Source organism: Streptomyces pluripotens (assembly GCF_000802245.2).
Classification (GTDB): domain Bacteria; phylum Actinomycetota; class Actinomycetes; order Streptomycetales; family Streptomycetaceae; genus Streptomyces; species Streptomyces pluripotens.
On sequence record NZ_CP021080.1, the window covers coordinates 4,974,843 to 5,001,073 of the forward strand.

The following is a 26,231-nucleotide window of genomic DNA, read 5'->3' on the forward strand; positions in this document are numbered from 1 at the left end:
CGCCGCCAAGCTCAGGCTGTTAGCAGGGGTGGGTTTGTCAGGCGGAAGCCTGACGGGCCCGGTTGCGGGCGGCGCGGCGCTTCATGGCGCGGCGCTCGTCCTCGCTGAGACCACCCCAGACGCCGGAGTCCTGACCGGACTCAAGCGCCCACTGCAGACACTGCTCGATCACCGGGCAGCGACGGCAGACGGCCTTGGCTTCCTCGATCTGCAGCAGCGCGGGACCGGTGTTGCCGATGGGGAAGAAGAGCTCGGGGTCTTCCTCGCGGCAAACGGCGTTGTGACGCCAGTCCATGGCTGCTACCTCTCCTTGGTGTTCTCAGTAGGTTCTACTGATGTATTACATGCACGTTGCTTGTGAATGTGAACGCTTTCACGAATCCCCCAACAAGGGAAGGGCCTACCGTCGAGTCTTCCTCGGCGTGGTCCTTGGTTTGAAGAGGGGTTCCGGTGATCAGTGGAGGCCGGTGTTGCGGGCCGTCCCGATCGCCACGTAGAGACTCGCAAACCTCAGCGGCGGATACAACCCCTTCCGGAAAGTTTTTTTTGATTCCTCGGTGTCGACTAGGTCACAGCCGTACTTCCATGGGGTGGATCCTGGCCTAAACGTTCGAGTGAAAGGACTTTTGCCCGTTCCGCTCACACAATCACACGCAGTGCACGGCGTACGCCTGTGAACGTCACGCTCGTACGCAGCCCCAGGTGGTCACCGTCCATCTGTAGCGGCAGGGGCGCCTTCGAATGCAAGGTGAACCGGTCCAGATCGTGTAGTGAGACGACATGCTTGCCATGGGGGCCGCGCTCGGGGGACGAAGTGAGCAACTGGGTGCCATACCGGGCAACCGCGGTCGTCGACAGACGGCTGAGACCGAGTACGTCGATGCCGGTGTCGAACGAGGCCTTAGGTGATGTGTACATCGGGCGATTGCCGAGATACGTCCAAGGGGACGTGTTCGAGACTATGGCGACGACAAGATCGTCGAGTGGCTCCGCATCGGGCCGTTCCAGCGTGATCGCCCCGCGCCGACGGTTCGGCTCCCCGAGGAACTGCCGGACCACCTGACGCACGTACAACGCGTGCGTCGACTTCTTGCCGCGCTCGCGCTGCTGTTCGACCCGGCCGACCACGCCGGCATCGAAGCCCAGGCCGGCGTTGAAGGTGAACCAGCGGTCCGGGACCGCCTCGTCCTCGGTGCCCGGTGTGCCTGAAGTGAGCCCTAGGCCGACGACCCGCTCCCGGCGCTCGCGCAGTGCGTCCAGCAACGCACCGGTGGCCTCGACGGGGTCGTTCGGCAACCCCAGGGCGCGGGCGAAGACGTTCGTGGAGCCGCCGGGTACGACGGCGAGCCCGGGGAGCCGCTCCGGAGCCGGACCCGCGTGCAGGAGGCCGTTGACGACCTCGTTGACCGTGCCGTCGCCACCGAGCGCCACGACCATGTCGACGTCATCGCTCTCCGCGGCCTGCCGCCCCAGGTCGCGTGCGTGGCCGCGGTACTCGGTGGTGACCGCTTCCAGCTTCATCTCGCTCGCCAGTGCATGGATCAGCACGTCACGCCTGCGTGCGCTTGTGGTGGTTGCCGCCGGATTGACCACGAGGAGTGCACGCATGCAAGGCAGCGTACCTACTGGGGGGTACCCGGCCCAGCGCGAGGTAGGGATCAGGTAAGAGGTGCGGTCGTGACCCTGGACGCCGGCGGGATACGAGGAGCGGGGTGCGCGGGGGCGCTCCAGAGGGCTAGGGCTACCCTGCTGGGGTGAGCAGTGAGCAGAACCCCGTCCCGGAGACCGCCGAAGCCGCCGTGGTCGCCGCAGCCGCGCAGCCCCGTCCACGCCGGCTGACGTATGCGGCCGCTCTGGCCGCGTGTGAGGGGATCGCGCTGGTGGCCGGCGGCCTGTGGGTGATGGTCCTCGGACTCACCGGTGCCCCGGACGACCGGCAGCAGGCCGTGACCCTGGGGATCACCCTGGCCGTGCTCGCCCTGCTGCCGCTGCTGGCCGCGCGCGGGCTGCTGCTGCGCCGCGGCTGGAGCCGGGGACCCGCGGTGATCACTCAGGTCATGGCTCTGCCGGTGGCCTACAACTTGCTCCAGGCCGACAGCATGGCCGTCCCGGCCGGGATCGTGCTCGCGGTCGTCGCCGTGGCGGCGCTGGTACTGCTCGTCAACGGTGAGACCACCCGGGCCCTCGGTATCAAGGGGCCGGGCCGGGCCGACTGAGCGCTCCTACTCCTCCACCAGCAGCTTCTCCCGCAGCTGGGCCAGCGTGCGGGCCAACAGTCGGGAGACGTGCATCTGGGAGATGCCGACCTCCTGCGCGATCTGCGACTGGGTCATGTTCCCGAAGAAGCGCAGCAGCAGGATTCGCTTCTCGCGCGGCGGTAGATCCTCCAGCAGCGGCTTGAGGGACTCGCGGTACTCCACGCCTTCCAGCGCCTCGTCCTCGGCGCCAAGGGTGTCCGCGACCGCCGGGGACTCGTCGTCGGTATCGGGGACGTCCAGGGACAGCGTGGAATACGCGTTGGCGGACTCCAGGCCCTCCAGGACCTCTTCCTCGGAGATGGCGAGCTTCTCCGCCAACTCGTGGACCGTGGGGGAGCGGCCGTGCAACTGGGACAGCTCGGCCGTCGCCGTGGTCAGCGCGAGCCGTAGTTCCTGTAGCCGACGCGGCACGCGCACCGCCCAGCCCTTGTCGCGGAAATGGCGCTTGATCTCGCCGACGACGGTCGGGGTGGCATACGTGGAGAATTCCACGCCGCGCTCCGGGTCGAACCGGTCGACCGACTTGATCAGGCCGATCGTGGCCACCTGCGTGAGGTCGTCCAGCGGTTCGCCACGGTTGCGGAACCGGCGTGCGAGGTGCTCCACGAGCGGCAGGTGCATACGGACCAGCTGGTTGCGAAGCTCCGCGTACCTCGCGCTGCCCGGGTCCAGTGTGCGTAGCTCGACGAACATCGCCCGGGCCCCGCTGCGGTCCTGGGCGTCGTGCTGTGCGGCCTGCACGGCCGCCGCGCCCAGCGCGCCGTCCTCGGCGTTTCGCTCGTGCTCGCTCATCGTCCCGCCCGTAGCCCTTCCCCGAGCCCCCGGCTTCGCGCGGCCGGCGGGTTCCGCCCCGCCGTGCTCCCGCGAAGGTGCGCCTTGCACGGCACCGTCGGTGCCGTCCTGCGCGGAATCGGCCTCCGGATGTGGCCTGGCCTGCTCGGGGATGCCGTCGATGCCGTCCATCATGCGCCGGGAACCGCCCTGAGGGCCGTCCCCGGGGGCCTCGGCGGCTCCCGGCCGGAAGGCGCCTCCGTCTCCGGCCGGCAGTTCCCGTGTGCCGCGCTCTTCGTCCCGCACCGAACCGTCCCCGTTCCTCACGCCGGCCCGGGACCCGCGCCGCGCTGTTTGTAGAGGCTGATCGACACAGTCCTGTCCTCGTCTACGGCGGACGAGACCTTGCCCGCGAGGGCCGACAGCACGGTCCAGGCGAAGGTGTCCCTCGACGGGGCGTTTCCGTCTGTGGTCGGTGCCGACACCGTCACTTCCAGCGAGTCGTCGACGAGCCGGAAGACACAGCTGAGTACAGAACCGGGAACGGCCTGCTGAAGCAGGATCGCGCAGGCCTCGTCCACGGCGATGCGCAGGTCCTCGATCTCGTCCAGGGTGAAGTCCAAGCGGGCCGCCAGACCGGCCGTGGCCGTCCGCAGCACCGACAGGTAGGCACCCGCAGCCGGAAGCCGGACTTCCACGAAGTCCTGGTTCGCCGCGGGCTCGCCTGCGATCTGGGACACCCTCACCTCCATGGTGGTACAAGCTCTATGGGGCCGAGGGTCGCCCCCCGGGTAACGCGTACATGGTTCCGCGGTGACGCTACCGCGCTCCGAACGCTTCTGTCCCCGGGACCCCAACCCCCTGGCGTCACTCACAGTAAAGCTGCGAATACGCTCCGTGTCTAGAGGGTGGGCGGGTCCAAATGGGAAGAGCGCGCGCCGGGTTGACGTACCCAGACGCCACACGCTCGAACCGTCGGCGGCGACCGCCGCATGCAGTGTCACACGAGAACGCCGCCACGTGGGAACGCCGTCACACGAGTACGTGGTCTACGAAGCACCACCGCCAGTCCTCGTCCGGCTCAAAGGTCCGTATCACCGGGTGACCGGACAGCTCGTGGTGCCCTGTGGCGTGCCTTCCCGGTGAGGAGTCGCAGCAGCCGACGTGTCCGCAGGTCAGACAGAGCCGCAACTGCACCGGGTGGGTGCCATCCCGAAGGCACTCCGGGCAGGTCTCGTTCAGCGGCTGGGGCTCGGGGTGCGGCAACGCGGCGGCGTGCGTGCACTGTTTCATGATTGCCAGATTACGACGGGTGCGCCGGTGGCCGCGCGCAATACGAGGGTGGGCGAGGAACATGGACGTGATGCCGCTGCTGTTGCTGGTGGCGGGCAGCACCGCGGTGGCCGCGGCAGCCCGGCGCACCCCGGTGCCAGCGCCCCTGCTGCTGGTCGCGGTCGGCCTAGCGGTGTCCTACGTCCCTGGTGTGCCGTCCTACGCCCTCGACCCGGACATCGTCCTGCCGTTGCTGTTGCCTCCGCTGCTGTACACCTCGGCCAGCGACAGTTCCTACCTCGACCTGCGGGCCCACGTGCGGCCGGTGGCACTGTTGTCGGTGGGCTACGTGCTGTTCGCGACCATCGTCGTCGGCTGGGCCGCCCATGTGATCGTCCCCGGACTGCCGTTGACCGCGGCCATGGTGCTGGGCGCGGTGGTCGCGCCGCCCGACGCCGTGGCCGCCACCGCCGTCGCTCGCCGGGTCGGGCTGCCCTCCCGGATCACCACGATCCTCCAGGGAGAGTCCCTGTTGAACGACGCCACCGCGATCACCGCCTACAAGGTGGCGCTCGGCGCGGCCGTCGGCGCGGGCGCCACCTGGGCGGGCGGCGTCGGCGAGTTCCTGCTCGCCGCGGTCGGCGGCATCGGCGTCGGCCTCGTGCTCATGGCACCCCTGCACTGGCTGCGCACCCACCTGACCGAACCCCTCCTGCAGAACACCCTCTCCTTGCTGATCCCGTTCGTCGCTTACGGGGTGGCTGAACAGATGCACGCCTCCGGGGTGCTCGCGGTCGTGGTCGTCGCCCTCTACCTCGGCCATCGGGCGTGGGAGGTCGACTTCGCCACCAGGCTCCAGGAGGCGGCGGTGTGGAAGATGGTCGCCTTCATCCTGGAGTCCGCGGTGTTCGCACTGATCGGCCTGCAACTGCCGGTCGTCCTCCAGCGGCTCGGACGGTACGAGGGCGCCGACGCCGCCTGGTACGCCACCACCATCTTCCTGGTCGTCGTCGCGGCCCGGTTCGTCTGGGTCTATCCGGCGACCTTCCTGCCCCGCCTGCTGTCCGCGCGCATCAGGGAACGCGAGCAGCCCCCGACCTGGCGGGGGGCGATGGTCACCTCGTGGGCGGGCATGCGCGGTGTCGTCTCCCTGGCCATCGCCTTCGCGATTCCGCCGACCATGAGCGTCGGTGCCCGCAACCTGGTGCTCTTCCTGACCTTCAGCACGGTCATCGGCACGCTGGTCGTGCAGGGGATCACCCTGCCCCCGCTGATCCGGCTGCTGAAGTTCCCCGCCCGCGACCGACAGGCAGAGACGCTGGTCGAGGCCAACGCCCAGGCCCAGGCCTCCCGGGCCGCCGAGGCCCGCCTCGGTGAACTCCTCTCCGACGAGCGCAACACCCTGCCGCCGCCGCTCGCCGACCGGCTGCGCCAGGTGCTGGAGCGTCGCCGCAACGCGGTCTGGGAACGCCTCGGGCAGATCAACCCGGTCACCGGTGAATCCGCGGACGACACCTACCGCAGGCTGTCCCGCGAGATGATCAACACCGAACGCGAGGTTTTCGTCAAGCTCCGCGATCTGCGCCACATCGACGACGAGATGCTGCGCACCCTGCTCAGACGCTTGGACCTGGAGGAGGCCGCGGCGTACCGGGAAGCCGGTTAGCCTTCCGGGAACGGGCGCCCGGTGACGACTGCGGCGATCGTCGTCCCGCGCGTGAAGGCGCCCTCTTCCGCGAGGGTGACGAGTCCGTACAGCACCTTGGCGACGTAGAGACGTTCGACGGGCAGGCCGTGGCGCTCCTCGAAGCCTCGTGCGAACGCCTCCAGGCCCGGCGTCGTACGTGCGTAACCACCAAAGTGGAAGCGATCGTCCAGGGTCCAGGAGCCGACGCGGGTCCCGAAGGCACGTTCCTGCAGAGTCTGCACGGCGGTGTCCAGGAAGCCGCCCCGGAGAACGGGTATTCCGAGGGCACGCTGCCCGGGGCCCAGCCCCGCGGCTAGTCCCGCGAGCGTACCTCCGGTGCCGCAGGCGACCGCCACCACGTCGGAGTGACCCCGCAGTTCCGCACCGAGGGCACGGCAGCCGTGCACGGCCTCGGTGTTGCTGCCGCCCTCGGGGACGACATAGCTCCCCTCGGCGCCGGCCGCGTGCAGTAGCGCGGCCAGCGTCTCCGGTTCGGCCTTGCGCCGATACACCGATCTGTCGACGAAGTGCAGACGCATGCCGTCGGCCGCGCAGCGGGCCAGGGACGGATTGAGCGGACGGCCGGCCAGCTCCTGCCCGCGGACCACGCCGGTGGTCGGTAGCCCCAACAGGCGGCCAGCGGCGGCGGTGGCCCGCAGGTGGTTGGACCAGGCGCCGCCGAACGTGACCAACGCCCGGCCCTGCGCCGCCTCGACGTTCGGCATCAGCTTGCGCCATTTGTTGCCGATCAGCTCCGGGTGGATCAAGTCGTCCCGCTTGAGCAGCAGCCGCAGCCCGCGCCGGTCGAAACGGTCGTCCCGCACTGCCCACAGGGGGGAGGGGAGGCGGGGGGAGAGCGGGTCCGGGCTGGTCACGGTTCCATTGTCGCCCGGTACGGCACCACGCCTTCAACCGCTCTCCCACGCTGCCGCAGCCGCCCCATCGTGACGCCGTGGGGCCTGTAGGCCCGGGTCGTTCCAGGCGGCCGGCGGCCGACCGATCTGCCGGACGGCGTCGCTCGCACACCGTCCGGGCCGATCAAGACAGGTGTCGCAGGCCCTGCGCACTGGACAGGGCGCCTCTTTCTGCCCAGTAATCCGATGATCCATTCCCGCTCTTTCGGGTAATAGCGCGGGCGCGCTTCGTGCTGGAAGGCTCGGCGCCAAGACCGGTGCCGGGCGGAATCCGGCAGCGGGTGCATATGGGGAGGGCATTTCTCTATGTCGGTAGGCGAAGAGGTCCGCACCGAGCAGGGCAGGCCGCAACAGTCCCTCGGGACGGCGGCGGCGCGGAACCTGGCCACCACCACCAAGTCCGTTCCGCAGATGCAGGAGATCAGCTCCCGCTGGTTGCTGCGCACGCTTCCCTGGGCGGACGTCCAGGGCGGAACGTACCGGGTGAACCGGCGGCTGGCGTACACCGTCGGCGACGGCCGCATCACCTTCGTAAAGACCGGGGACCAGGTGGAGGTCATCCCGGCGGAGCTCGGCGAACTGCCCGCCCTGCGCTCCTACGAGGACGAGGAGGTGCTGACAGAGCTGGCCCGGCGCTGCCGTCAGCGTGACTTCGGACCTGGCGAGGTGATTGCCGATTTCGGCAACCAGAGCGACGAGGTGTATCTGCTCGCCCACGGCAGGGTGGAGAAGATCGGCACTGGCCCGTACGGCGACGACGCCGTCCTCGGCGTCCTCGCCGACGGGGCCTACTTCGGCGAGCAGGCACTGCTCGACCCGGACGCCATCTGGGAGTACACCGCGCGCGCGGACACCACATGCAGGGTGTTGATCCTCAGCCGCCAGGACTTCGAGCAGGTTGCCGAGCGCTCCGACTCCCTGCGCGAACACCTTGAGCAGGTCCGCCAGATCCCCTCGCAGCGGACCAACAAGTACGGTGAGAAGGAGGTCGAGCTGGCGGCCGGTCACTCCGGCGAGTCCGACATTCCGCACACCTTCGTGGACTATGAGCCCCGGCCCCGTGAGTACGAGCTGAGCATCGCCCAGACGGTGCTGCGCATCCACACACGCGTGGCCGACCTGTACAACCAGCCGATGAACCAGACCGAGCAGCAACTGCGGCTCACGGTGGAGGCGCTCAAGGAGCGTCAGGAGCACGAACTGGTCAACAATCGTGAGTTCGGTCTGCTCAGCAACTGCGAGTACGACCAGCGGCTCCAGCCGCACGACGGTGTGCCCAGCCCGGACGACATGGACGAGCTGCTCAGCCGCCGCCGCGGCACCAAGCTGTTCCTCGCCCATCCGCGTGCCATCTCCGCCTTCGGCCGCGAGCTGAACAAGCGGGGACTGGTCCCGGAGACCATCGACATCGGCGGCAACCGCATCCCCACCTGGCGCGGGGTGCCGATCTACCCGTGCAACAAGATTCCGGTCACCGAGGCCCGCACGACCTCCATCATCGCCATGCGTACCGGCGAGGCGGAGCAGGGCGTCATCGGCCTCAGGCAGTCCGGTATCCCGGACGAGATCGAGCCGAGCCTGTCCGTGCGGTTCATGGGCATCAACGAACAGGCCGTCATCAAGTACCTGGTGACGGCCTACTACTCGGCAGCCGTCCTGGTGCCCGACGCGCTCGGCGTGCTGGAGAACGTCGAGATCGGCCGGTGGAGGTGACGTCTTCGCACGTCGTGGTCGTGTCCCCGCCCGTTGGGGCGGGTACACCTTTGGAGTACGCGTCCGGCCGGGCCGATGAGACCGGCCTTCGCGGACTCGGCGAGGGGGAGGCATGGCCGACTTCATGACGGAGACCGAACGGCGCTCCGCAGCAGTGCCACGTCCCGGCACAGCTGCCAAGCGGTGCGGGAGCACCGGCAACAGCACCTCCGGTGCGCACGAGGCGCACGAGGCGACGGTGCTGCTGGAACGCACCCGTGCTCTGGTCGACCCGGAGCTGCGCGCAGCCGTCGATTCCCTCCCCGGCTCCATGCGCCGGATCGCGCTCTACCACTTCGGCTGGCAGCACGCGGACGGCACACCAGCTGCGGACAACGCCGGCAAGGCGATACGCCCCGCACTCGTCCTCGCCGCGGCCTCCGCGCTCGGCGGCCCCCCGGCCCGGTCGGCGGCCGTCCGGGCCGCTGCAGCGGTCGAGCTGGTCCACAACTTCACGCTCCTGCACGACGACGTGATGGACCGGGACACCTCCCGTCGGCACCGGCCGACGGCCTGGACCGTGTTCGGCGACGCCGATGCGATCCTCGCCGGAGACGCCCTGCAGGCGCTCGCCTTGCGGTTGCTCGCCGAGGACCCGCACCCGTCCTCCGTCCCGGCCGCAGCCCGGCTCGCGGACTGTGTCGTGGAGCTCTGCGCCGGCCAGCACATCGACACCGGAATGGAGTGCCGTGCCCCCGAGGAGATCACCCTCGACGAGGTGCTCGCCATGGCCGAGGCGAAGACCGGCGCGCTGCTGGGCTGCGCCTGTGCACTCGGCGGGCTGTACGCGGGAGCACAGGAGCAGGACGTAGCTGCACTGGACGGCTTCGGCCGCCAGGCCGGGCTCGCCTTCCAGCTGATCGACGACGTCATCGGCATTTGGGGAGACCCGCGGCGGACCGGCAAGCCAGTCGGCGCGGATCTCGCTGCCCGCAAGAAGTCCCTTCCAGTGGTGGCGGCGCTCGCCTCCGACACCCCGGCGGCGGCAGAACTCACCGAGCTGTACGGGCAGCCGCACGTCTCCGGGGACGCCGAGGACATCGCGCGAACGGCACTCGCCGTGGAGCGGGCCGGTGGCCGGGACTGGGCGCAGACGGAGGCCGCCGACCGAATGGCCCGCGCGATGCAGGAACTCTCCCGCGCGGTTCCCGATCCCGAGGCGGCGGGCGGTCTGCTGGCGCTCGCCGAGTTCGTGACCCGACGCACCAGCTGAGCGCTGCCGGAACCGGCAGCCGAGAAGAACCCCGGAGTCCCCGGCTCCGTGCGGCTCCTGACCCCGCGCGGACACCGGGGGCTCCGGCCAGACGGGTCCCGCGCATCCTCGCAGTGCGCGGGACCCGTCGTCCTGTGCGCGCGGCGCGCGCTATCGGCCACGGCCGTCTTGACCGCCACGAAGGCGACCGGCACGGAGGCGACCGCCATGAACTCGAACGCCATGAACAGCGCGTTTCGGACGGAAGCGAGGCGCTGTCGATCGAGTGGTCGGATCGCTGAGGGCCGCACCCGGTGAAGTCCGCTGCCGGCGGAAGGCATCAGCTCGTGCAGGCTCGTACCTCATCGCCCGCTCGCTCGGCGAAGGCGCCGAGCGAGCGGCCGCGCTCTACGCTGAGAGCATGGGCGGCGAGAAATCCGTCTGTCCCATCTGCGGACAGCCTGTCGAAACGGTCGTCGGCCGGCGCAAGACGCTGGGCGCCTGGGTGCCTGTCTGGGGCCCCGGCCCGTGTCACAACCCCGACTGCGCGGCCTATGCCGCGCCTCCCGGGACGGTCACATCGGCCACGGCCGGGCCGCCCCATACACCGGCTGCGAAGAGTCCCGGAACGCGCCGGGAGGCACCGGACGCCTGACCGCCGTCTGCCGCCACGGTGCTGTCCGAAGGCGTGTGTGCCGCCCGGCCGGCACCGTAGCGTGGACACATGCCGAAACTGCCCCGGATCTTCCATGTGACCGAGCGTTCCCTGTGGGAGGCTGCGCGGGAGCACGGTGCCTACGAGGTATCGACGCGTGGCCGCACTCTCCAGCAGGAGGGCTTCCTCCACTTCTCCACCCGCGAGCAACTCCCGCGCATCGCCGGTCTCCTCTACGGCGACTACGACGGTCCGGACGACCTGGTTGTTCTGGTCGTGGACCCGGCCCGGGTCGGTGTGCCGGTGAAGTACGAGGCGGTGCGGCCGGGCGGGGAGGAGTTCCCGCACGTGTACGGGCCGCTGCCGATCGAGGCCGTGGTGGACGTGGAGCCCTGGGGATGACACGGGAAGGGGGAACGCGCCGCCGGAGGTGGCGGTGGGCGGTGGCGGCGTGGGTGGTGGCCGTCGCCGTCGGGGGAGGACTCACGCTCGCGCTCCGGGAGGAGGCGCGGCCCCAGGGCCCCCACGTATGGGAGAGGGACGACGGATCCCCGCCTCCGCCGGACCTGAAGGGCGTGCCGATCCGGCCGCTGGGCGAGGACGACCACCCCGATCACGGACGCACGGGACCAAAGGGTGGCCAGGGCCTTCCGCCGAACGGCCCTCGAACCGCTCGTGGCCCGGGTAAGCATGCGGCACCGGGCCCGTGGTCTGCCGGGGTGCTTACCCCGCGGGGCGCTGGAGGAAGCGGAGCTGATTGCCCGCCGGGTCCCGGAAGGCGCAGTCGCGCACCCCGTACGGCTGGTCCGTCGGCTCCTGCAGCACATCGGCGCCGGACTCCCGTACCCGCTCGAACAGTGCGTCACAGTCGTCGGTGGTGAAGATGACCCCGCGCAGCATCCCCTTGGCGAGCAGTTCGGCCATCGCCTGCCGGTCAGCGGGTGAGGCGTCGGGGTTGGCCCCGGGGGGCTCCAGCACGATCTCCACGTCCGGCTGGAGCGGCGAGCCCAGCGTCACCCACCGCATGCCCTCGAAGCCCACGTCGTTGCGGATCTCCAGGCCGAGTACGTCGTGGTAGAAGGCGAGGGCCTTGTCGTGGTCGTCCACGGCGATGAAGCACTGTTTGAGTTTCACGTCCATGTGATCACGCTAGGCCCCTTCGGGCCGCGGTGCGCGGGACTCAGTAGGGTCGGCGGCGCGGGCGGGTGAACGTACGGGCCACACAGGACGGGATCACCACGCTCGCCTCGTGGGAGCGGGCCCGGTAGCTGCTCGGCGTCTCGCCAACCAACTCGGTGAAGCGGGAGCTGAAGGAGCCGAGCGAGGTACAGCCGACGGCCAGGCACACCTCGGTCACCGTGAGGTCCCCCCGGCGCAGCAGCGCCTTGGCCCGCTCGATGCGGCGGGTCATCAGATAGGTGTAGGGCGTCTCCCCGAACGCCTTGCGGAAGCTGCGCTGGAAGTGGCCGGGGGACATCAGGGCGTCGCGGGCCAGCTGGGTCATGTCCAGCGGCTCGGCGTACTCGCGGTCCATGCGGTCCCGTACGCGCCGTAGCCGTCTGAGGTCCTCCAGGGCCGTCATCACCCCAGCATCGCACAGGGCTCACAGCGGAGGGGTCCGAGTACGGCGGAGCCTCCTTCCTGCCTCACCCTGTCCCATCGGCAACTGATACTCCATGATCCCAACGAAACGAAACCGCCTGTTCCAGGGGATGTTCGGCGCGAGCGGTGCGTGGATGCAGCGGCGCAGTTCGCTGTGGGAGTCCACCGGTACAAGCCGTGGCGCCCGCGAAGTAGGTCGCTGCGTTGATCGGTACCTGGGTCGGTCAGGGGGTGCGGAGTTCGTCAGGGACGGGGTCGGCGACGAGGCGCAGCCAGGTGGAGCGGAGCCGGGGAATCCGGTAGTCGCGATACGGAACAGGAAGGGCACGGCCAGTGCCCCCACCGCGGTCGTGCTGCCCTGGTGGTGGTGCACGCACCCGTGGCCGGGCGAAGAAGACCGCACCCGGGCCGTCATGGACGCCGTGCTCGGCGGCCTGCGGGCCGGGTGCGGTCAGGTAGGCGATGCGACCCGCGAAACCGCAGGTCAGACGGCCTAGCCATAGATCAAGCCTTCTTGGTCTCCCAGAAGATCTTGTCGATCTGGGCGATGTAGTCCAGCGCCTTCTGGCCAGTCGCCGGGTCGGTGGATGCCTTGGCGGCCGACAGGGCCTTCAGGGCGTCGTTGACCAGCTGGTGCAGCTCCGGGTACTTCTCGAAGTGCGGGGCCTTGAAGTAGTCGCTCCAGAGCACGGAGACGTGGTGCTTGGCCAGCTCCGCGCGCTGCTCCTTGATGACGGTGGCACGCGCCTGGAAGTGGGGGTCGTCGTTACCGGCCATCTTTTCCTGGACGGCCTTCACCGACTCCGCCTCGATGCGGGCCTGGGCCGGGTCGTACACGCCGCAGGGCAGGTCGCAGTGGGCGCTGACCTTGACCTTGGGGGCAAACAGGCGGGAAAGCATGGAGCGTTCCTTCCTCGTGATCGTCTTCTCAGGTGCGAGATTACTCCCTGAGGGACCGGTTTTCGTGGGTGCCCCCCAGGGCTTAGGACAAAAGTCCAGGGTGAGACTGAGACTGGTGGAGGAACGGACCGGGGAGGTGCCGGGAATGCCGGAGCTGTCGCAGGACACCGAGCGGGGAAGGACCGTGCCCCCCTTGGGGCTGGCCGAGGTGACGGGCCCGTCCATGGTTCCCACGCTTCGGCACGGGGACCGGCTGCTGCTGCGGTACGGGGCCCCGATCCGGCCGGGGGACGTCGTGGTCCTGCGTCACCCCTTCCAGCAGGACCTGCTGGTCGTCAAGCGTGCCACGGAGCGGCGCGAGGGCGGCTGGTGGGTGCTCGGGGACAACCCGTACGCGGGCGGTGACAGTACCGACTACGGGGTGGTACCGGACGAGCTGATCCTGGGGAAGGCCTGGTTCCGGTACCGGCCACGGGTGGCCGGTCAGCGCTCGCCGCTGGCAGTGCTGCGCTGGGCGCTCTCGGCCACGAGGCCGCTGTTCTCCGACCGCTCGGCTTCCAGGCGCTTGCGGGCCCGATAGGCGGCCACGTTGGCGCGGGTCGCGCAGCGGTCGGAGCAGTACCGCCGGGAACGGTTGGTGGAGGTGTCGAGGTAGGCGTTGCGGCAGGGGGGCGCCTGGCACAGGCCGAGACGGTCCACGCCGTATTCGGTCAGGTGGAAGGCGAGGCCCATGGCCGCGATCGCCGCGTAACCGGCGGTGGCGTTCGAGGGGTGGTCGGCCAGGTGCATGTGCCACAGCGGGCGGCCGTCCTCGTCGCGGTGGTCGTGGCCGGAGATCTGCGGGCTCACCGGGAACTCCAGCAACAGGGAGTTCAGCAGGTCCACGGCGAGGGTCTCGTCGCCCGTGTCGGCCGCTTCGAAGACCGCGCGCAGTCGGGCCCGGACCGAGCGGAAGCGCGTGACGTCGGCGTCGGTGGCGCGGCGGGCGGCCGACGCGTTGATGCCGAAGAGGTCGCGGACGGCCTCGACCGAGGTCAGGGTGTCTTTGCCCCGGGTCGGCTCCTCGGTGTTGACGAGGCGGACGGCATAGTCCGAGTAATAGGCCAGTTCCACTTATAATCCTTACGAGGGCGCTCTATGGTCGTGCCTGCGGGCGGGGTAACAGCCGATCGTCCTTCCAGGGTATTACGCGCGACGATGAGTGGTGAGGTCTCGGCGCCACGAGCGCCAGAACCCCTTCCGGGGCGACGGCCGCGTCTCTTTCGTGACCGCCGATCCGGAGGCCCCGGCCGACCGGCCCGGCTGCCGTAGGACTTCTACGCCACCCTTGTGAGCGCCAGGGCCCCGCACTGGCTGCACAATCAACCCCTCGCGGCCCTCTACGGTCAGGTCGCGGCGCCGGTCCGCGACGGCGGTGTCTTCGTGAATGCGGACCACATGATCGACGAGACGACGCCCCAGATCAACGCGGTCCAACGTGCTCGGCGTCTCATGCGCATGGATCAAGCCAAACCTGAGGGCGCCCTCGACCGGTCCGGGCGGAGGCGGCTCGCAGCGAAGGGCGCCGCCCTCGCCGGCCGGCCGCCCGGCGTTCGAGCTCTACGGTGAGCACACCGACGGCGCCGTGTGCCGTCGCCGGGGTGGCGCGCGTGCCGTGCGAGAAGGGCTTCGCCCAGGCGCGCCCGGTGCGGTGCCCGCCGTCGGACACGCCGTTGCCGGCCCTTAACCGAGGTTCGTGACCAGAGCTTGTCCAGCGCACCGAGTGAAGGGGCGGTACGAGCCGTACCGCCCCCCTTCGAGCTACGCCACCGTCTCCCAGGCCATCTCCTGCGCGCTCATCTGCGCGACGAACGCCCGTATCGGTGCCAGCAGCTGGAACCGGCAGCTGGCACCCGTGTCCTGCGCCTGCACAAACGACTGTTCCACGAGCCTGGTCAGCGCCTGGAGGATGCAGACCGGGCGGAGGTACGGCTCGGCCTCGGCCTCAACGTCGGCCAGGCTGACATCGCCCTCATTTTCGGCGAGCTGCTGGAGCAGCAATCGCTCGTGCGCCGAGAGCCGGGCAGGGGCCCGGCTGAAGGTTGAGGTGAGGGAGTCGTGCTGCCCGTGTACGCCGGGTGCAGGGGGCAGCAGGGAGCCCAGACCCGGTTGCACCTGCTTCTGACGATCATCTTCAGCTGGGGGTTCTTGAGCTTGATCCGGTCGGTCCAGATGTCCTTGCGGCCGGTGATGAGGGTCCCGGAAGCCGCGCACCCTGCCATGCAGACGTGCATGGCAGGGTGCGGAGCGGGGGGGAAACCCCTTGGACGGTCAGAGCACCTTGGACAGGAACGACTGCGTCCGCTCGTGCTGCGGATTGGTCAGGACGTCCCGCGGGTGGCCGGACTCGACCACCACACCGTCGTCCATGAAGACCAGCGAGTCGCCGACCTCGCGGGCGAAGCCCATCTCGTGTGTGACGACGACCATCGTCATGCCGTCCTCCGCCAGGTCCCGCATGACGTCGAGGACCTCGCCGACCAGTTCCGGGTCGAGCGCCGACGTGGGCTCGTCGAACAGCATCAGTTTGGGCTGCATCGCCAGCGCACGGGCGATGGCGACGCGCTGCTGCTGGCCGCCGGAGAGCTGGGCGGGGTAGTGACCGGTGCGGTCGCCGAGGCCCACTCGGTCCAGCAGCTGCTCGGCCCGCTCGCGGGCGACGGCCTTGGACTCCCGCTTGACCTGGACCGGCGCCTCCATGACGTTCTCCAGAGCCGTCATGTGCGGGAAGAGGTTGAAGCGCTGGAACACCATGCCGATGTCCCGCCGCTGCGCCGCGACTTCCCTCTCCTTCAGCTCGTACAGCTTGTCGCCGTGCTGCCGGTAGCCAACCAGGTCTCCGTCGACGTACAGCCGGCCGGCGCTGATCTTCTCCAGGTGGTTGATGCACCTCAGGAAGGTGGACTTGCCGGAACCGGACGGGCCGATCAGGCAGAACACCTCACGCGGGTTCACCACCAGGTCGATGCCCTTGAGGATGTGGGCGTGTCCGAAGGACTTGTGGACGCCCTCGGCCTTCACCATCGGCTGGCCGCTGGTGCTTTGGACGATGTCCTTGGCGAGCCTGCTCATCGGGCCACCTCCGGGCGGCGGAACGAACCGAACATGCGGAGGTACTTCTTCATCCGCTGCAGCGGGGTCGGCGGCAGGTTGCGCGTGGAACCGCGTGCGTAACGGCGTTCGACGTAGTACTGGACGATGCTGAAGATCGTGGTCAGGAACAGGTACCAGATGCAGGCCACGAAGTACATCTCGACGACCGCCAGCGAGGTGCTGGAGATGTCGGTCGCCTGCCGGATCAGTTCGGGTAGCTGGACCGCGTAGGCCAGCGACGAGGTCTTCAGCATGTTGATGAACTCGTTGCCGGTCGGCGGGACGATGACCCGCATGGCCTGCGGGAGGACCACCCGGCGCAGCGTCTGCCCCTGGGTCATGCCCAGGGCGTGCGACGCCTCCGTCTGGCCGAGGTCGACCGACTGGATGCCGGCCCGGACGATCTCGGACATGTACGCGGCCTCGTTCAGGCCGAGTCCCAGCAGAGCCGTCAGGACGGGCGTCATCACATCCTTCATCTCGTTCTTGTAGAAGCCGAGGTTCAGGACGGGGAAGACGATCGAGATGTTGTACCAGAGCAGCAGCTGGACCAGCACCGGGGTGCCGCGGAAGAACCAGATGTACAACCACGAAACGGTGCTGGTGACCGGGTTCGACGACAGCCGCATCACGGCCAGGATGATGCCGAGGGCGACACCGAGCACCATGGCGAGCACGGAGATGTACAACGTCGTCCAGGCACCGGAGACGATGCCCGGATCGAAGAGGTACTGCGGGATGATGCTGTAGTTGATGTTGGCGTTGGAGAACGCTATCCCGATCAGTACCAGGATGGCGATGACTCCGACGCCGGCCACCCAGCGCCCGTAGTGGCGCACCGGGATGGCCTTGATCTGCTCCGGCGGCACCGGCGGTGCGGGAGTCGTGTCGACAGTGTCAGTCACGGGGACTGCCTTTCAGTGTTGCGCGATGCTCAGGAGCCGCCGTTGATCTTCGCCTCGGTCACCGCGCCGTCCGTGACGTTCCACTTCTGCATGATCTTGGCGTACTCGCCGTTCTTGATGATCGCGTTCAGAGCGGCCTGGAGGGCGTCGCGCAGCTGGGTGTTGTCCTTGCTGACGGCGATGCCGTACGGACCCGCCTCGATCTGCTCGCCGACGACCTCGAAGTCCTTGCCACCGCCGGAGGTCTTCGCGTTGTAGGCCGCCACCGGGAAGTCGTTCAGGTCGGCGACGGACGCGCCCTGCTTCAGGCGGAGCAGCGCCTCGGGGTCGGTGTCGAAGCTCTGCAGCTTGATGGCCTTCTTGCCGTCCTTGGTGCACTTCTTGCTCTGCTGCTTGGCGATGTCCTCGGACGTGGTGCCCCGCTGCAGGGCCACGACCTTGCCACACAGGTCGTCCAGGGACTGGACGCCCTTCGGGTTGCCCTTCTGGACCAGGATCGAGGTACCGGCGGTGAAGTAGTCGACGAAGTCGACACCCTTGCCGACCTTCTGGCCGTTGTCGGAGTTGACCCCGTTCTCACGGTCCTTGGTGTCGCTCATGGCCGACATGAGGACCTGGAACCGCTTGGACTGCAGACCCACGATCAGGTTGTCGAACTTGCCGTTCTGGAACTCGAACGTGACGCCGAGCTGCTTGCCGAGGGCGTCCGCGATGTCCGGGTCGATACCGACGGCCTTGCCGTCCTTCATGTACTCGACCGGCGGGTAGGCGATGTCGGAGCCGACGACGATCTTGCCCGACTTGCGAATGTCCGCGGGCAGCTTGCTGGCCAGCGGGGCGGAGGCGGACGCCGAGCCGGAGCCGTTGTTCTTGTCCGTGTGGTCGCCGCAGCCGGTGAGCAGCAGGGCGCCTGCGACCGCGATCGCGCCCACCGCGGCCAGACGGGAGCGGGCGGCGGTGGTACGACGGGTGGAGCTTGCGGTCATCGTGGTTCCTCCGGCGGATGGGGACGAGTTGCCAGTGGGTCGACGGAAACACACACCTTCGGGTGTCGCGACCTCGTGGGTTTACGGCATCTTGCCATTCGGATTCCGATATTCAGGGGGGTCGCTATGTCAAAATCGGATAACGGGTGACCCCCGAACCGCATCAGGTCGGTACATCTTCGGTCCAGTACCGCGAACCATCTGCGGAAATCCAGCACGGTGGCCGGAAAATCTTCGGCCTGTCTCAGGATGTGGTCAGCCAGGCCTGTGGTCTTTCACGCATTTTCGCCCGTCTTGTCGCCCTCCCGAGGTCGTGCCGCCGGTCGCGCGGACGTCAGCGGGGCGTCACCTCCGTGTGGCTTTCCGGTTCCAGGATGTGACCTTGTACCTAATGGACTCGTCCCGGGTGCCGTCCGTCCGGTAAGAAGGTTCTTTACACCCCTCATCCGGGGCTCAGGGCGCGTGTGCGGCGCGCCCGTCGCGTATGAGCTCGTGCGTATCCGCAATCGAGCCGTGCGCGGTGCCCGCCCACTCCTCACCAGGAGTGGTCGACCCTCAAACCATGCATACCTAAGGGGTAAAACGAAGTGGCAGCGGAGATCGTCAATCCTCGCAGCGACAACAGTACGGATCAGGATGGCGGGGCCGAGCCCCTCGATTCCTTCGACCCGGCGTTCGCGTTGCACCGCGGCGGCAAGATGGCCGTGCAGGCCACCGTGCCGGTCCGGGACACGGACGACCTTTCCCTCGCGTACACGCCCGGCGTCGCGCGCGTGTGCACCGCGATCGCGGAACAGCCGGAGCTCGTCAACGACTACACGTGGAAGTCCTCGGTGGTCGCCGTCGTCACCGACGGCACCGCGGTGCTCGGACTCGGGGACATCGGCCCCGAGGCCTCCCTCCCGGTGATGGAGGGCAAGGCGATCCTGTTCAAGCAGTTCGGCGGCGTGGACGCGGTCCCGATCGCCCTCGACTGCACCGACGTGGACGCCATCGTCGAGACCGTCGTCCGGCTCGCCCCGTCGTTCGGCGGAGTGAACCTGGAGGACATCTCGGCCCCCCGGTGCTTCGAGATCGAGCGCCGGCTGCAGGAGCGCCTGGACATCCCGGTCTTCCATGACGACCAGCACGGCACGGCCGTCGTCTCACTTGCGGCGCTGCGCAACGCGGCGCGTCTGAGCGGGCGCGAGATCGGGCAGTTGCGCGCGGTTATCTCGGGTGCCGGCGCCGCCGGTGTCGCCATCGCCAGGATGCTGATCGAGGCCGGCATCGGGGACGTGGCCGTGGCGGACCGCAAGGGCGTCGTCTCGGCCGATCGGGCGGACCTGACCCCGGTCAAGCGGGAACTGGCAGGTTTCACGAACAAGGCCGGCCTCACCGGATCGCTGGAAGACGCCCTTGCCGGTGCGGACGTCTTCATCGGCGTTTCCGGCGGTACCGTCCCGGAGACGGCCGTTGCCTCCATGGCTGAGGGGGCTTTCGTCTTCGCGATGGCCAACCCGAACCCCGAGGTGCATCCCGAGGTGGCGCACAAGTACGCCGCGGTCGTTGCCACCGGGCGCTCGGACTTCCCGAACCAGATCAACAACGTGCTGGCCTTCCCCGGGATCTTCGCGGGCGCGCTGCAGGTGCGGGCCACGCGGATCACCGAGGGGATGAAGATCGCCGCCGCGGAGGCGCTGGCCGCTGTGGTCGGCGACGACCTCGCCGCCGACTATGTGATTCCGTCGCCGTTCGACGAGCGAGTCGCTCCGGCGGTCACGGCGGCGGTTGCGGCTGCCGCTCGTGCTGAGGGCGTCGCTCGCCGCTGACGCCGTACCTCATGGCCCCGTCCATCCCGGGCGGGGCCATGGTCTTGGCCCCGTCGGTGCCGGTTCGGGTGCAGCTGAGGGCGCCGCGTTGGTCTTCTGGCCCGCCCACGGCGTGGGCGCGGGGGGACTGCGCTGTACGGGGACGGTCCCGTGCGGATGGTCGTTCTTGTGCGGGAGTTCGTGCGCAAGAGGGCATGTGTCACAGGGGTCGCTGGTTCCGCCGGCCGCGCGGTCCGCCTATCGTCGAGCCCATGTTCGCTGTCTACGCCGCCCGAATCGACCGCGACCAGCCGCTCACCGGCCTTGAGTTGGGGGAGCGTCCGGCTCCCGAGGCCCGTCCCGGCTGGAGCACCATCAATGTGCGGGCCGCTTCCCTCAATCATCACGACCTCTGGTCCCTTCGGGGCGTCGGCCTCCCGGAGGAGCGGTTGCCGATGATCCTCGGCTGTGACGCCGCCGGCGTCGACGAGGATGGCAACGAGGTCGTCCTGCACTCCGTCATCGGACAGACCGGTTACGGCGTCGGCCCGGAGGAGCCGCGCTCCATCCTGACCGAGCGTTACCAGGGCACCTTTGCCGAGCAGGTCGCCGTGCCGACCTGGAACGTGTTGCCCAAGCCCAGGGAACTGTCGTTCGCCGAGGCGGCTTGTCTGCCGACCGCGTGGCTGACCGCCTACCGGATGCTGTTCACCCGTGCCGGTGTGCGCCCCGGTGACGCGGTTCTCGTGCAGGGTGCGGGTGGTGGCGTCGCCACGGCCGCGATCGTGCTCGGCAAGGCGGCGGGGCTTCGCGTCTTCGCCACCAGCCGGGACGAGGCGAAGCGGAAGCGGGCCCTGGACCTCGGGGCGGTGGAGGCCGTGGAGCCGGGAGCACGGCTGCCGCAGCGGGTGGACGCCGTGATCGAGACCGTGGGCGCCGCCACCTGGTCCCACTCGGTGAAGTCCCTGCGGCCCGGCGGCACGATCGTCATCTCCGGAGCGACCAGCGGGGACCGGCCCTCGCATGCCGAGCTGACCAGGATCTTCTTCCTGGAACTGAAGGTGGTCGGTTCCACCATGGGTACCAAGGAGGAGCTGGAGGACCTGCTGGCCTTCTGCGCCGCGACCGGCGTACGGCCCGTCATTGATGAGGAGCTGCCGCTGGACCGGGCGCGCGAGGGCTTCGAGCGGCTCGCGTCCGGGGAGCAGTTCGGGAAGATCGTGCTCACCGGCTCCTGAGGCTGCGCGGTGGGGGCGAACCGCAAGGCGGGTCCGGGACCGGGCCCGCCTTTTCCACACCCTTTCTGTCAATCAAGGTTGACGGACGTCGAGTGTCAATGTAAGTTGACGATATGACGGAGGCAACCGATCTCGCCGCGCGTGCTGGCGACCGCGATCCGCGGGTGGGACTGCGCGCCGTGGCCGCGCTGCGCCGGCTGCTGGAGCAGTTGGAGGCGGTGCAGGTGCGCAGTGCGCGCAATCAGGGCTGGTCGTGGCAGGAGATCGCCGCGGAGCTCGGTGTCAGCAGGCAGGCCGTGCACAAGAAGTACGGGAGGCGTTGATGTTCGAGCGGTTCACGAAGGACGCCCGGTCCGTGGTCGACGGGGCGGTCGGGCACGCCGAGGAGAGTAGGGCAGGGCAGGTCCGCCCCGAGCACCTGCTCCTCGCGCTTTTCGACCCTGCGGGCGGCCGGGCGGCTTTCGCACTGTCCGCCCTGGGGCTCCCGGAGCGCCGGGAAGAGGTGCGGTGGACTTTGGCGGAAGCGCGGCGGCGGGCCGGACTGACCCAGGTCGAGGCGACTGCACTGGCCGGGCTGGGGATCGACGTGTCGGAGGTCGTGGCCCGGGTGGAGGAGGTGCACGGCGTCGGGGCGATGTCCGGCGGCCGAGGGGCCGGAGGCTGGCGGCCGGGGCGCCGGCTGTCCTTCAGTCGGGGAGCGAAGAGCGTGCTGGAGAGATCCCTGCGGGAAGCTCTCGCCCGGCACGACCGGCACATCGGTGATGACCATCTGCTCTTGGCGCTCACCGTCCTGCCCGGGGTGGCGGCGGAGGCGCTGGCCGAGCACGGGGTGACATATGAGGCGGTGGTGAGGGTGTTGTACGGGGGTGGGGCGAAGGCGGGGTGAGGGTGCTCTCGCCCGCTTGGCCCTTTGCCCGGCCCGTCGGTAGCCCGCCTGAATCGACAGGGCGGCCGGGGGCGGGCGGCGCGGCGTCTTGTCCGCCTGCTCCCGGTCGCTCTGGGGGCGGGGTCAGGCGTCCGGGTGGTGAAGCGCCGCTGTGATGCGGGCCGCCGCCGCCGACAGATGGTGGCGGGCGCTACGGAACTGGGCGCCGGTGACACCGTGGTCGCGGGCCGTATCGCGGATGTCGTCGCGGAAGCGGTCCAGCAGGCGGTCCAGGTCGCGCGCCGGGTCGCCGGTGAAGTCCTCGTGGGCCCAGGAGGGCTCGTACTCCACCGGGAAGTCCTTTGGGGTGGACGAATAGTGTGGTTCCGTGGCGGGGGCGGTCTGCGTCGCACTCTTTGAAGTGCGGTTGCCGTCGTCGCCCTTGCCGGTTCTCGTGCCGAAGTCCTTGCCCAGCTCGCCGAATTCCTTCGCCAGTTCGGCCAGGCCCTCGCTGACGGCCGACGGCCAGTCGCCGCGCGTGAGGTGGTCCTGGACTCGGCCCTGGACCCGTCGAGCGATGCGCTGCATCTCCTCCTGTGCCTGGGCCCGTGCCCGCGCCTGGGCCTCCTGGGCCTGACGGCGGGCCTGCTGGGCTTCCTCGCGGGCCCGGCGGCTCTCGTCCTTGGCGCGGCGGGCCTGCTCCTTCCACTCCTGCCTGACCCGGCGCATCTCCTCCTTGGCCGCGCGCAAGGCCTCTTTGTCGTCGATGTCGCCCTGCTCGCCGGAGGGGCCCGCCGTGCCGGCCGGTGTCCCGGTGCCCCGGCGGGCCGCGGAGGCCGCCGCTCGCATCTCGCGGCGCAGGTCGCCGGCCGCGCCGCGTACGTCGGCCTTGATCTCGGCGGCGAGTTCCGCGACCGACTCGCGAATCTCCAGCTCCAGGTCGGCCAGTTCACCGCTCCGGTCGGCCAGTTCGGCACGGCCCGCATCCGTGATGGCGTACACCTTGCGACCGCCTTCGGTGGTGTGCCGGACCAGGCCTTCGGCCTCCAGCTTGGCCAGCCGGGGATAGACCGTGCCGGCCGAGGGGGCGTACAGCCCCTGGAAGCGTTCTTCCAGAAGCCTGATCACCTCGTAGCCATGGCGGGGTGCCTCGTCGAGCAGCTTGAGCAGGTAAAGGCGCAGGCGGCCGTGGGCGAAGACGGGGGGCATGTCAGAGCACCTTCTTGTCGGTCGTGCCGTCGGTCGGGGCGCCGGTGGCGTCGGCGCCCCGACCGGAGACGGAATTGTCCCCCGCCCCGGCCTGTGCACTCTCGGTCGGGTCGGACGCCGGGCCGGTGCTGGGCTTCCGCGACGGTTCGGCCTCCCGGAGGGTGTCCTCTTCGCCTTCCCGGGACGGGCGGCGCAGTAGGGCGATCGAGCCGGAGACCGTGGTCGCCCGGAGTCTGCCGGTGCCCGCGCCGAGCCGACCGGTGATCTTGTGCGTGCCCCACTGGCCGTGCACCCGAAGTCCGTCGAAGGCGTTGGAGATCGTGCCGCTCGCCGTGTTCGCCTCCACCTCGGCGTCCGCCGGATGTGGCAGGCGGATGGCGATCTCGCCGGAGACGCTGGTGAGGCTGACCTGTGTGGGTCCGTCCGGATCCAGGTCGATCATCATCGAACCACTGACGGAGTCCGCACGGACAGAGGGGCCGGACCCCTCGACCACGGTCAGGTCTCCCGAGACCGAGTTGAACCGGAGATCACCGGTGACCGCCTGGGCCTCCAGATTTCCCGAGACGGTATCTGCACGGACCGGACCCGAGAGGCCGACCAGGGTGGTGTCGCCGGTCACTCCCTTGACCACCGCAGGACCGCGGATACCGGAGACGACGGCGCCGGCGCCGACCACGCCCACCTCCACGCAGGTGTCGGCGGGGACCGCGAGGGAGACGACGGCGCTGCGCCGCCAGCCCTTGCGGTCGAGCCATTTCAGGAAGCCCTTCCAGGGCAGATCGTCGTAGGCCACCGTGAGGGTGCCGTGCTTCTGGGTGACCACCAGAGGGGGGCCTTCGAGCTCCGAGACCTCCAGGCGCGCGGAAGCCTCGTCCGTGCCCACCACGTTCACCGTGCCGTTCACGATGCGGACCTTGAGGTCGCCTACCGGGATGTCGAACGTCAGCTTCTGGGGCTCGGTGACGGACCACTCGGACATGGGGCCTCCTGGGCTCTCTTCGGCCGCGACACGTCATATCGCGTCCCCTGTCAAACACGATATATCGTGGCCATCGGAAGTCAAGGCGCTCTTTCGCGTGAGTACATACGGCCTATCTCGGACGATGTGCGGGTGAACCGCCTGGCGTGCGGCCAGGCCGACGGACGTGTTCTCGGGTGGGCCGCACGCCAGGCGGGGTGCGATGGATCGAGGACGCGGGGTGGTGGAAGCCCGTGTGCGCCGAGGGCGCCGCCGGGATGGGCGGGATGCCGGGGAGCGGCCGAGGTGAACCCCGGCGGGGCGGGGCGCTCGGGCCCTGGGTCCTGTGGCTCGGAGATCCGTGGGGCCGCTGACTGCCGGTGGTTCAGCTGGGGGCGGGAGCGACGATGATCGAGTGGGCGCTGCGCCGATGTAGCGCGGGGTGGGTTGTGGCGGGGGCGCTGCTCCTGGCGCACGGGGCGCTGAGCACCGCGTACGGGGAGCTGCGCCGGCGCGGGTGACCCCGTGCGCCGGGAGCGTGGCTCGAACGGCCCGGCCGATCGGCCCGGTGGCGGGTGCCCCTCCGGGGGCTGGGAGGCGCCGGACGGCAGGCCCCGCGCCGGAGCGCCCGGACGATCTGAGACGCTGTCCCTGACGCCGTCATCGACCCGGACGCAATGCAGGAGACGCACCCCATGTACTTCACCGACCGCGGTATCGAGGAGTTGGAGAAGCGGCGCGGCGAGGAAGAGGTCACCTTCGAGTGGCTTGCCGAGCAGCTGCGCATCTTCGTGGACCTCAATCCGGACTTCGAGGTGCCCGTCGAGAGGCTGGCCACGTGGCTCGCCCGCCTCGACGACGAGGACGACGAGGCGGGCGAGGACGACGAGTAGGCCGGGGCGCCCGGAGGGCAGCTCCGGTGTCCGGTCCGTGCCGGTCCTCGACGTCTTCCGGAGCCTGGGCGGGAGCACGTCCCGTTGCCGGATCCGCGTCCGGCCGCACACCGCGGCACCCGGCTCGACCGAGGACGGCTCCCACGCTCCTGGGGCGCTGGGCCGGGGTCTGGCCGCCGATCGCCGCAACAGGGTCGCGTACCCGTTGCCCGGCGCTGCGGCCCAGCCCGGTCATCGGCTCCGCGCTCGGCAGCGACAGATGGACGGGTGGGCGGGTGGAGCGTCCGCGGCACGGGAAACTGACGTTCCCCGTGCCGGTGTCTGTGCCAGCGGCGGTCACGGCACCCATCCGTGCGGGCCGGAAGGCACCCGAGTGCGGTCGATCGACGGTGGCTCACGGCCCCTATCCACCCCGGCGATACACTGCCTGGCGCTGCCTGGCGCTGCCTGGCGCGTCACAGCACGGTCACTTGCCCACAACGGGAACCCCGTGAGATCCGCGCGGCGTCCCCGGGGTTGAACCAACGGCACGAAATTCCCTGTGGGGGGCGGTTGTCATGAGCACCGAGATCTACTTCAGCAACAACTACCGCGACCTGTGTGTCGAGCACGGCACCGGTGCGGGTTTCCAGTTCGAGTTCTCCTGCTCCCGCTGCTACGACACCTGGCGCTCGCCGTTCGAGTCCTTCCGGGCCGGGCAGATGGCCGGTTGGCTGTCGCGTGGGGTCAACGCCGCATGGTCGTTCATCGGCGGCGCCGGACGTGGTGTGTCCGCCGCCGCGGACGGTTTGGCGGGAGCGAGTTTCGGTACGCAGCGGGACGCGGCGTTCACCCGCGCCATAGAGAACGCACAGGGCCACTTCAACCGCTGCCCGCGCTGCACCGACTACGTCTGTGCCCGTTGCTGGAACGCGGAGCACGGCCTCTGCCTGAACTGCTCGCCGGACACCGCCGCCGAGGCGCAGGCGGCGCAGCAGCGGGGGCTGAACGACATGGTCGCCCAGCGTGCCTATGACGCGGGCCAGCAGCGTGGCGGCACATACGACGTCACCACCCCGCGTCAGCTGGTCTGCCCCAACTGCCGTACCGAGACCCGTGGCAGCGCCTTCTGCCCGGGCTGCGGACACCGTCTCGCCCAGACCACGAGTTGCTCGGCGTGCGACGCCGCCCTTCCGGAGGGCGCCGCCTTCTGCCCCGCCTGCGGCGCCCAGCGGTGAGGCGGGCGCCCGGGCCGTGGGCGCGCACCATC

29 protein-coding genes and 1 pseudogene are annotated in these 26,231 nt (G+C 69.6%); 14 read left to right on the forward strand and 16 right to left on the reverse strand.

Going from position 1 to position 26,231, the window contains the following annotated elements; genetic code table 11:
• Positions 1 to 37: 37 nt before the first annotated feature.
• Both LK06_RS22460 and LK06_RS22465 read right to left on the reverse strand, forming a co-directional pair.
• Positions 38 to 295: a WhiB family transcriptional regulator gene (locus tag LK06_RS22460; RefSeq protein ID WP_003992873.1), complete on the reverse strand. Its 258-nt coding sequence runs from the start codon at positions 293 to 295 to the stop codon at positions 38 to 40.
• Positions 296 to 639: 344 nt separating this feature from the next.
• A complete protein-coding gene (locus LK06_RS22465; protein ID WP_039651398.1) occupies positions 640 to 1,608 on the reverse strand; it encodes a diacylglycerol/lipid kinase family protein in 969 nt (322 codons plus the stop codon).
• A gap of 146 nt (positions 1,609 to 1,754) precedes the next feature.
• Here LK06_RS22465 and LK06_RS22470 point away from each other — a divergent pair, with 146 nt between their 5' ends.
• On the forward strand, positions 1,755 to 2,216 hold the full coding sequence (locus tag LK06_RS22470; RefSeq protein ID WP_039651400.1) for a hypothetical protein: 462 nt from the start codon (positions 1,755 to 1,757) through the stop codon (positions 2,214 to 2,216).
• Positions 2,217 to 2,222: 6 nt separating this feature from the next.
• Here LK06_RS22470 and LK06_RS22475 read toward each other — a convergent pair whose 3' ends face one another.
• The 3 genes from LK06_RS22475 to LK06_RS22485 form a co-directional block, all read right to left on the reverse strand.
• On the reverse strand, positions 2,223 to 3,335 hold the full coding sequence (locus tag LK06_RS22475) for an RNA polymerase sigma factor SigF (protein WP_174673917.1): 1,113 nt from the start codon (positions 3,333 to 3,335) through the stop codon (positions 2,223 to 2,225).
• 17 nt (positions 3,336 to 3,352) lie between these two features.
• On the reverse strand, positions 3,353 to 3,769 hold the full coding sequence (locus LK06_RS22480) for an ATP-binding protein (RefSeq protein WP_039651402.1): 417 nt from the start codon (positions 3,767 to 3,769) through the stop codon (positions 3,353 to 3,355).
• A gap of 292 nt (positions 3,770 to 4,061) precedes the next feature.
• Positions 4,062 to 4,322, reverse strand: coding sequence for a UBP-type zinc finger domain-containing protein (locus LK06_RS22485; RefSeq protein WP_078858848.1), 261 nt, complete (start codon positions 4,320 to 4,322; stop codon positions 4,062 to 4,064).
• A 61-nt stretch (positions 4,323 to 4,383) separates the two neighbouring features.
• On the opposite strand from LK06_RS22485, the gene LK06_RS22490 reads away from it, so the two are divergent.
• The gene (locus LK06_RS22490; protein ID WP_039651404.1) at positions 4,384 to 5,967 is read left to right on the forward strand and encodes a Na+/H+ antiporter; all 1,584 of its coding nucleotides are present in this window, start codon (positions 4,384 to 4,386) and stop codon (positions 5,965 to 5,967) included.
• Here LK06_RS22490 and LK06_RS22495 read toward each other — a convergent pair.
• Positions 5,964 to 6,863, reverse strand: a complete 900-nt coding sequence (locus tag LK06_RS22495; protein WP_039651406.1) for a 1-aminocyclopropane-1-carboxylate deaminase/D-cysteine desulfhydrase — start codon at positions 6,861 to 6,863, stop codon at positions 5,964 to 5,966. The genes LK06_RS22490 and LK06_RS22495 overlap by 4 nt on opposite strands.
• A gap of 345 nt (positions 6,864 to 7,208) precedes the next feature.
• On the opposite strand from LK06_RS22495, the gene LK06_RS22500 reads away from it, so the two are divergent.
• From LK06_RS22500 to LK06_RS22515, 3 genes are all read left to right on the forward strand, one after another.
• Positions 7,209 to 8,615, forward strand: a complete 1,407-nt coding sequence (locus LK06_RS22500) for a family 2B encapsulin nanocompartment shell protein (RefSeq protein WP_039651408.1) — start codon at positions 7,209 to 7,211, stop codon at positions 8,613 to 8,615.
• Between the two features lie 112 nt (positions 8,616 to 8,727).
• On the forward strand, positions 8,728 to 9,867 hold the full coding sequence (locus tag LK06_RS22505; RefSeq protein ID WP_039651410.1) for a family 2 encapsulin nanocompartment cargo protein polyprenyl transferase: 1,140 nt from the start codon (positions 8,728 to 8,730) through the stop codon (positions 9,865 to 9,867).
• A 703-nt stretch (positions 9,868 to 10,570) separates the two neighbouring features.
• Positions 10,571 to 10,903 carry a DUF952 domain-containing protein gene (locus LK06_RS22515; protein WP_039651411.1) on the forward strand — a complete coding sequence of 111 codons (333 nt, stop codon included), beginning with the start codon at positions 10,571 to 10,573 and terminating at the stop codon, positions 10,901 to 10,903.
• Between the two features lie 321 nt (positions 10,904 to 11,224).
• Here the strand turns inward: LK06_RS22515 and LK06_RS22520 are convergent, their stop codons facing one another.
• Entirely contained in the window at positions 11,225 to 11,641 is a 417-nt protein-coding gene (locus LK06_RS22520) for a VOC family protein (RefSeq protein ID WP_039651413.1), read from the reverse strand.
• Positions 11,642 to 11,681: 40 nt separating this feature from the next.
• Positions 11,682 to 12,083 carry a helix-turn-helix transcriptional regulator gene (locus LK06_RS22525; protein WP_039651415.1) on the reverse strand — a complete coding sequence of 134 codons (402 nt, stop codon included), beginning with the start codon at positions 12,081 to 12,083 and terminating at the stop codon, positions 11,682 to 11,684.
• A 394-nt stretch (positions 12,084 to 12,477) separates the two neighbouring features.
• Between LK06_RS22525 and LK06_RS35090 the strand changes: the two are divergent.
• A pseudogene (locus LK06_RS35090) lies at positions 12,478 to 12,600 on the forward strand (tyrosine-type recombinase/integrase); the annotation flags it as partial.
• A 7-nt stretch (positions 12,601 to 12,607) separates the two neighbouring features.
• Here the strand turns inward: LK06_RS35090 and sodN are convergent.
• Positions 12,608 to 13,003, reverse strand: a complete 396-nt coding sequence (gene sodN, locus LK06_RS22535; RefSeq protein WP_030339082.1) for a superoxide dismutase, Ni — start codon at positions 13,001 to 13,003, stop codon at positions 12,608 to 12,610.
• Between the two features lie 145 nt (positions 13,004 to 13,148).
• On the opposite strand from sodN, the gene sodX reads away from it, so the two are divergent.
• On the forward strand, positions 13,149 to 13,583 hold the full coding sequence (sodX, locus tag LK06_RS22540; RefSeq protein ID WP_071659152.1) for a nickel-type superoxide dismutase maturation protease: 435 nt from the start codon (positions 13,149 to 13,151) through the stop codon (positions 13,581 to 13,583).
• Here the strand turns inward: sodX and LK06_RS22545 are convergent.
• Positions 13,487 to 14,116 carry a CGNR zinc finger domain-containing protein gene (locus LK06_RS22545; protein WP_039651419.1) on the reverse strand — a complete coding sequence of 210 codons (630 nt, stop codon included), beginning with the start codon at positions 14,114 to 14,116 and terminating at the stop codon, positions 13,487 to 13,489. The two genes, sodX and LK06_RS22545, sit on opposite strands and share 97 nt — an antisense overlap.
• 216 nt (positions 14,117 to 14,332) lie before the next feature.
• On the opposite strand from LK06_RS22545, the gene LK06_RS22550 reads away from it, so the two are divergent.
• Positions 14,333 to 14,611, forward strand: a complete 279-nt coding sequence (locus tag LK06_RS22550; protein WP_052318919.1) for a hypothetical protein — start codon at positions 14,333 to 14,335, stop codon at positions 14,609 to 14,611.
• A 192-nt stretch (positions 14,612 to 14,803) separates the two neighbouring features.
• Here the strand turns inward: LK06_RS22550 and LK06_RS22555 are convergent, their stop codons facing one another.
• The 4 genes from LK06_RS22555 to LK06_RS22570 form a co-directional block, all read right to left on the reverse strand.
• Positions 14,804 to 15,157, reverse strand: a complete 354-nt coding sequence (locus LK06_RS22555; protein ID WP_039651421.1) for a winged helix-turn-helix domain-containing protein — start codon at positions 15,155 to 15,157, stop codon at positions 14,804 to 14,806.
• Between the two features lie 156 nt (positions 15,158 to 15,313).
• The gene (locus tag LK06_RS22560) at positions 15,314 to 16,066 is read right to left on the reverse strand and encodes an amino acid ABC transporter ATP-binding protein (protein WP_039651585.1); all 753 of its coding nucleotides are present in this window, start codon (positions 16,064 to 16,066) and stop codon (positions 15,314 to 15,316) included.
• 44 nt (positions 16,067 to 16,110) lie between these two features.
• On the reverse strand, positions 16,111 to 17,040 hold the full coding sequence (locus tag LK06_RS22565; RefSeq protein WP_039651422.1) for an amino acid ABC transporter permease: 930 nt from the start codon (positions 17,038 to 17,040) through the stop codon (positions 16,111 to 16,113).
• Positions 17,041 to 17,069: 29 nt separating this feature from the next.
• Positions 17,070 to 18,026 (reverse strand): ABC transporter substrate-binding protein, encoded by a 957-nt coding sequence (locus tag LK06_RS22570; protein ID WP_039651424.1) that lies wholly within the window; start codon positions 18,024 to 18,026, stop codon positions 17,070 to 17,072.
• A 587-nt stretch (positions 18,027 to 18,613) separates the two neighbouring features.
• Here LK06_RS22570 and LK06_RS22580 point away from each other — a divergent pair.
• The 4 genes from LK06_RS22580 to LK06_RS22595 all read left to right on the forward strand — a co-directional run bounded on the left by LK06_RS22580 (position 18,614) and on the right by LK06_RS22595 (position 21,940).
• The gene (locus tag LK06_RS22580; protein WP_039651426.1) at positions 18,614 to 19,837 is read left to right on the forward strand and encodes an NAD(P)-dependent malic enzyme; all 1,224 of its coding nucleotides are present in this window, start codon (positions 18,614 to 18,616) and stop codon (positions 19,835 to 19,837) included.
• Between the two features lie 251 nt (positions 19,838 to 20,088).
• Positions 20,089 to 21,054, forward strand: a complete 966-nt coding sequence (locus LK06_RS22585; protein ID WP_039651428.1) for a zinc-binding dehydrogenase — start codon at positions 20,089 to 20,091, stop codon at positions 21,052 to 21,054.
• A gap of 113 nt (positions 21,055 to 21,167) precedes the next feature.
• Entirely contained in the window at positions 21,168 to 21,377 is a 210-nt protein-coding gene (locus LK06_RS22590; RefSeq protein ID WP_039651429.1) for a helix-turn-helix domain-containing protein, read from the forward strand.
• Positions 21,377 to 21,940, forward strand: coding sequence for a Clp protease N-terminal domain-containing protein (locus tag LK06_RS22595; RefSeq protein WP_043433557.1), 564 nt, complete (start codon positions 21,377 to 21,379; stop codon positions 21,938 to 21,940). Before LK06_RS22590 ends, LK06_RS22595 begins: the two co-directional genes overlap by 1 nt.
• A gap of 123 nt (positions 21,941 to 22,063) precedes the next feature.
• Here LK06_RS22595 and LK06_RS22600 read toward each other — a convergent pair whose 3' ends face one another.
• Positions 22,064 to 23,128, reverse strand: a complete 1,065-nt coding sequence (locus tag LK06_RS22600; RefSeq protein ID WP_043433555.1) for a PadR family transcriptional regulator — start codon at positions 23,126 to 23,128, stop codon at positions 22,064 to 22,066.
• A 1-nt stretch (position 23,129) separates the two neighbouring features.
• On the reverse strand, positions 23,130 to 24,110 hold the full coding sequence (locus tag LK06_RS22605) for a DUF4097 family beta strand repeat-containing protein (protein ID WP_039651435.1): 981 nt from the start codon (positions 24,108 to 24,110) through the stop codon (positions 23,130 to 23,132).
• Between the two features lie 674 nt (positions 24,111 to 24,784).
• Between LK06_RS22605 and LK06_RS22610 the strand changes: the two genes are divergently transcribed.
• Both LK06_RS22610 and LK06_RS22615 read left to right on the forward strand, forming a co-directional pair.
• Entirely contained in the window at positions 24,785 to 24,982 is a 198-nt protein-coding gene (locus LK06_RS22610; RefSeq protein WP_039651436.1) for a DUF6104 family protein, read from the forward strand.
• A gap of 557 nt (positions 24,983 to 25,539) precedes the next feature.
• The gene (locus LK06_RS22615) at positions 25,540 to 26,199 is read left to right on the forward strand and encodes a zinc ribbon domain-containing protein (RefSeq protein WP_039651438.1); all 660 of its coding nucleotides are present in this window, start codon (positions 25,540 to 25,542) and stop codon (positions 26,197 to 26,199) included.
• Positions 26,200 to 26,231: the final 32 nt, after the last annotated feature.

Excerpts from the sequence above, each read along its gene's own strand:
- LK06_RS22605 (WP_039651435.1), bottom strand. The coding sequence starts at position 24,110 with ATGTCCGAGTGGTCCGTCACCGAGCCCCAGAAGCTGACGTTCGACATC.
- LK06_RS22610 (WP_039651436.1), top strand. The coding sequence starts at position 24,785 with ATGTACTTCACCGACCGCGGTATCGAGGAGTTGGAGAAGCGGCGCGGC.
- LK06_RS22595 (WP_043433557.1), top strand. The coding sequence starts at position 21,377 with ATGTTCGAGCGGTTCACGAAGGACGCCCGGTCCGTGGTCGACGGGGCG.
- LK06_RS22465 (WP_039651398.1), bottom strand. The coding sequence starts at position 1,608 with ATGCGTGCACTCCTCGTGGTCAATCCGGCGGCAACCACCACAAGCGCA.
- LK06_RS22505 (WP_039651410.1), top strand. The coding sequence starts at position 8,728 with ATGGCCGACTTCATGACGGAGACCGAACGGCGCTCCGCAGCAGTGCCA.
- LK06_RS22460 (WP_003992873.1), bottom strand. The coding sequence starts at position 295 with ATGGACTGGCGTCACAACGCCGTTTGCCGCGAGGAAGACCCCGAGCTC.
- LK06_RS22570 (WP_039651424.1), bottom strand. The coding sequence starts at position 18,026 with ATGACCGCAAGCTCCACCCGTCGTACCACCGCCGCCCGCTCCCGTCTG.
- LK06_RS22590 (WP_039651429.1), top strand. The coding sequence starts at position 21,168 with ATGACGGAGGCAACCGATCTCGCCGCGCGTGCTGGCGACCGCGATCCG.
- LK06_RS22600 (WP_043433555.1), bottom strand. The coding sequence starts at position 23,128 with ATGCCCCCCGTCTTCGCCCACGGCCGCCTGCGCCTTTACCTGCTCAAG.
- LK06_RS22520 (WP_039651413.1), bottom strand. The coding sequence starts at position 11,641 with ATGGACGTGAAACTCAAACAGTGCTTCATCGCCGTGGACGACCACGAC.
- LK06_RS22515 (WP_039651411.1), top strand. The coding sequence starts at position 10,571 with ATGCCGAAACTGCCCCGGATCTTCCATGTGACCGAGCGTTCCCTGTGG.
- LK06_RS22500 (WP_039651408.1), top strand. The coding sequence starts at position 7,209 with ATGTCGGTAGGCGAAGAGGTCCGCACCGAGCAGGGCAGGCCGCAACAG.
- LK06_RS22485 (WP_078858848.1), bottom strand. The coding sequence starts at position 4,322 with ATGAAACAGTGCACGCACGCCGCCGCGTTGCCGCACCCCGAGCCCCAG.
- LK06_RS22490 (WP_039651404.1), top strand. The coding sequence starts at position 4,384 with ATGGACGTGATGCCGCTGCTGTTGCTGGTGGCGGGCAGCACCGCGGTG.
- sodX (WP_071659152.1), top strand. The coding sequence starts at position 13,149 with ATGCCGGAGCTGTCGCAGGACACCGAGCGGGGAAGGACCGTGCCCCCC.
- LK06_RS22585 (WP_039651428.1), top strand. The coding sequence starts at position 20,089 with ATGTTCGCTGTCTACGCCGCCCGAATCGACCGCGACCAGCCGCTCACC.
- sodN (WP_030339082.1), bottom strand. The coding sequence starts at position 13,003 with ATGCTTTCCCGCCTGTTTGCCCCCAAGGTCAAGGTCAGCGCCCACTGC.
- LK06_RS22525 (WP_039651415.1), bottom strand. The coding sequence starts at position 12,083 with ATGACGGCCCTGGAGGACCTCAGACGGCTACGGCGCGTACGGGACCGC.
- LK06_RS22615 (WP_039651438.1), top strand. The coding sequence starts at position 25,540 with ATGAGCACCGAGATCTACTTCAGCAACAACTACCGCGACCTGTGTGTC.
- LK06_RS22560 (WP_039651585.1), bottom strand. The coding sequence starts at position 16,066 with ATGGTGAAGGCCGAGGGCGTCCACAAGTCCTTCGGACACGCCCACATC.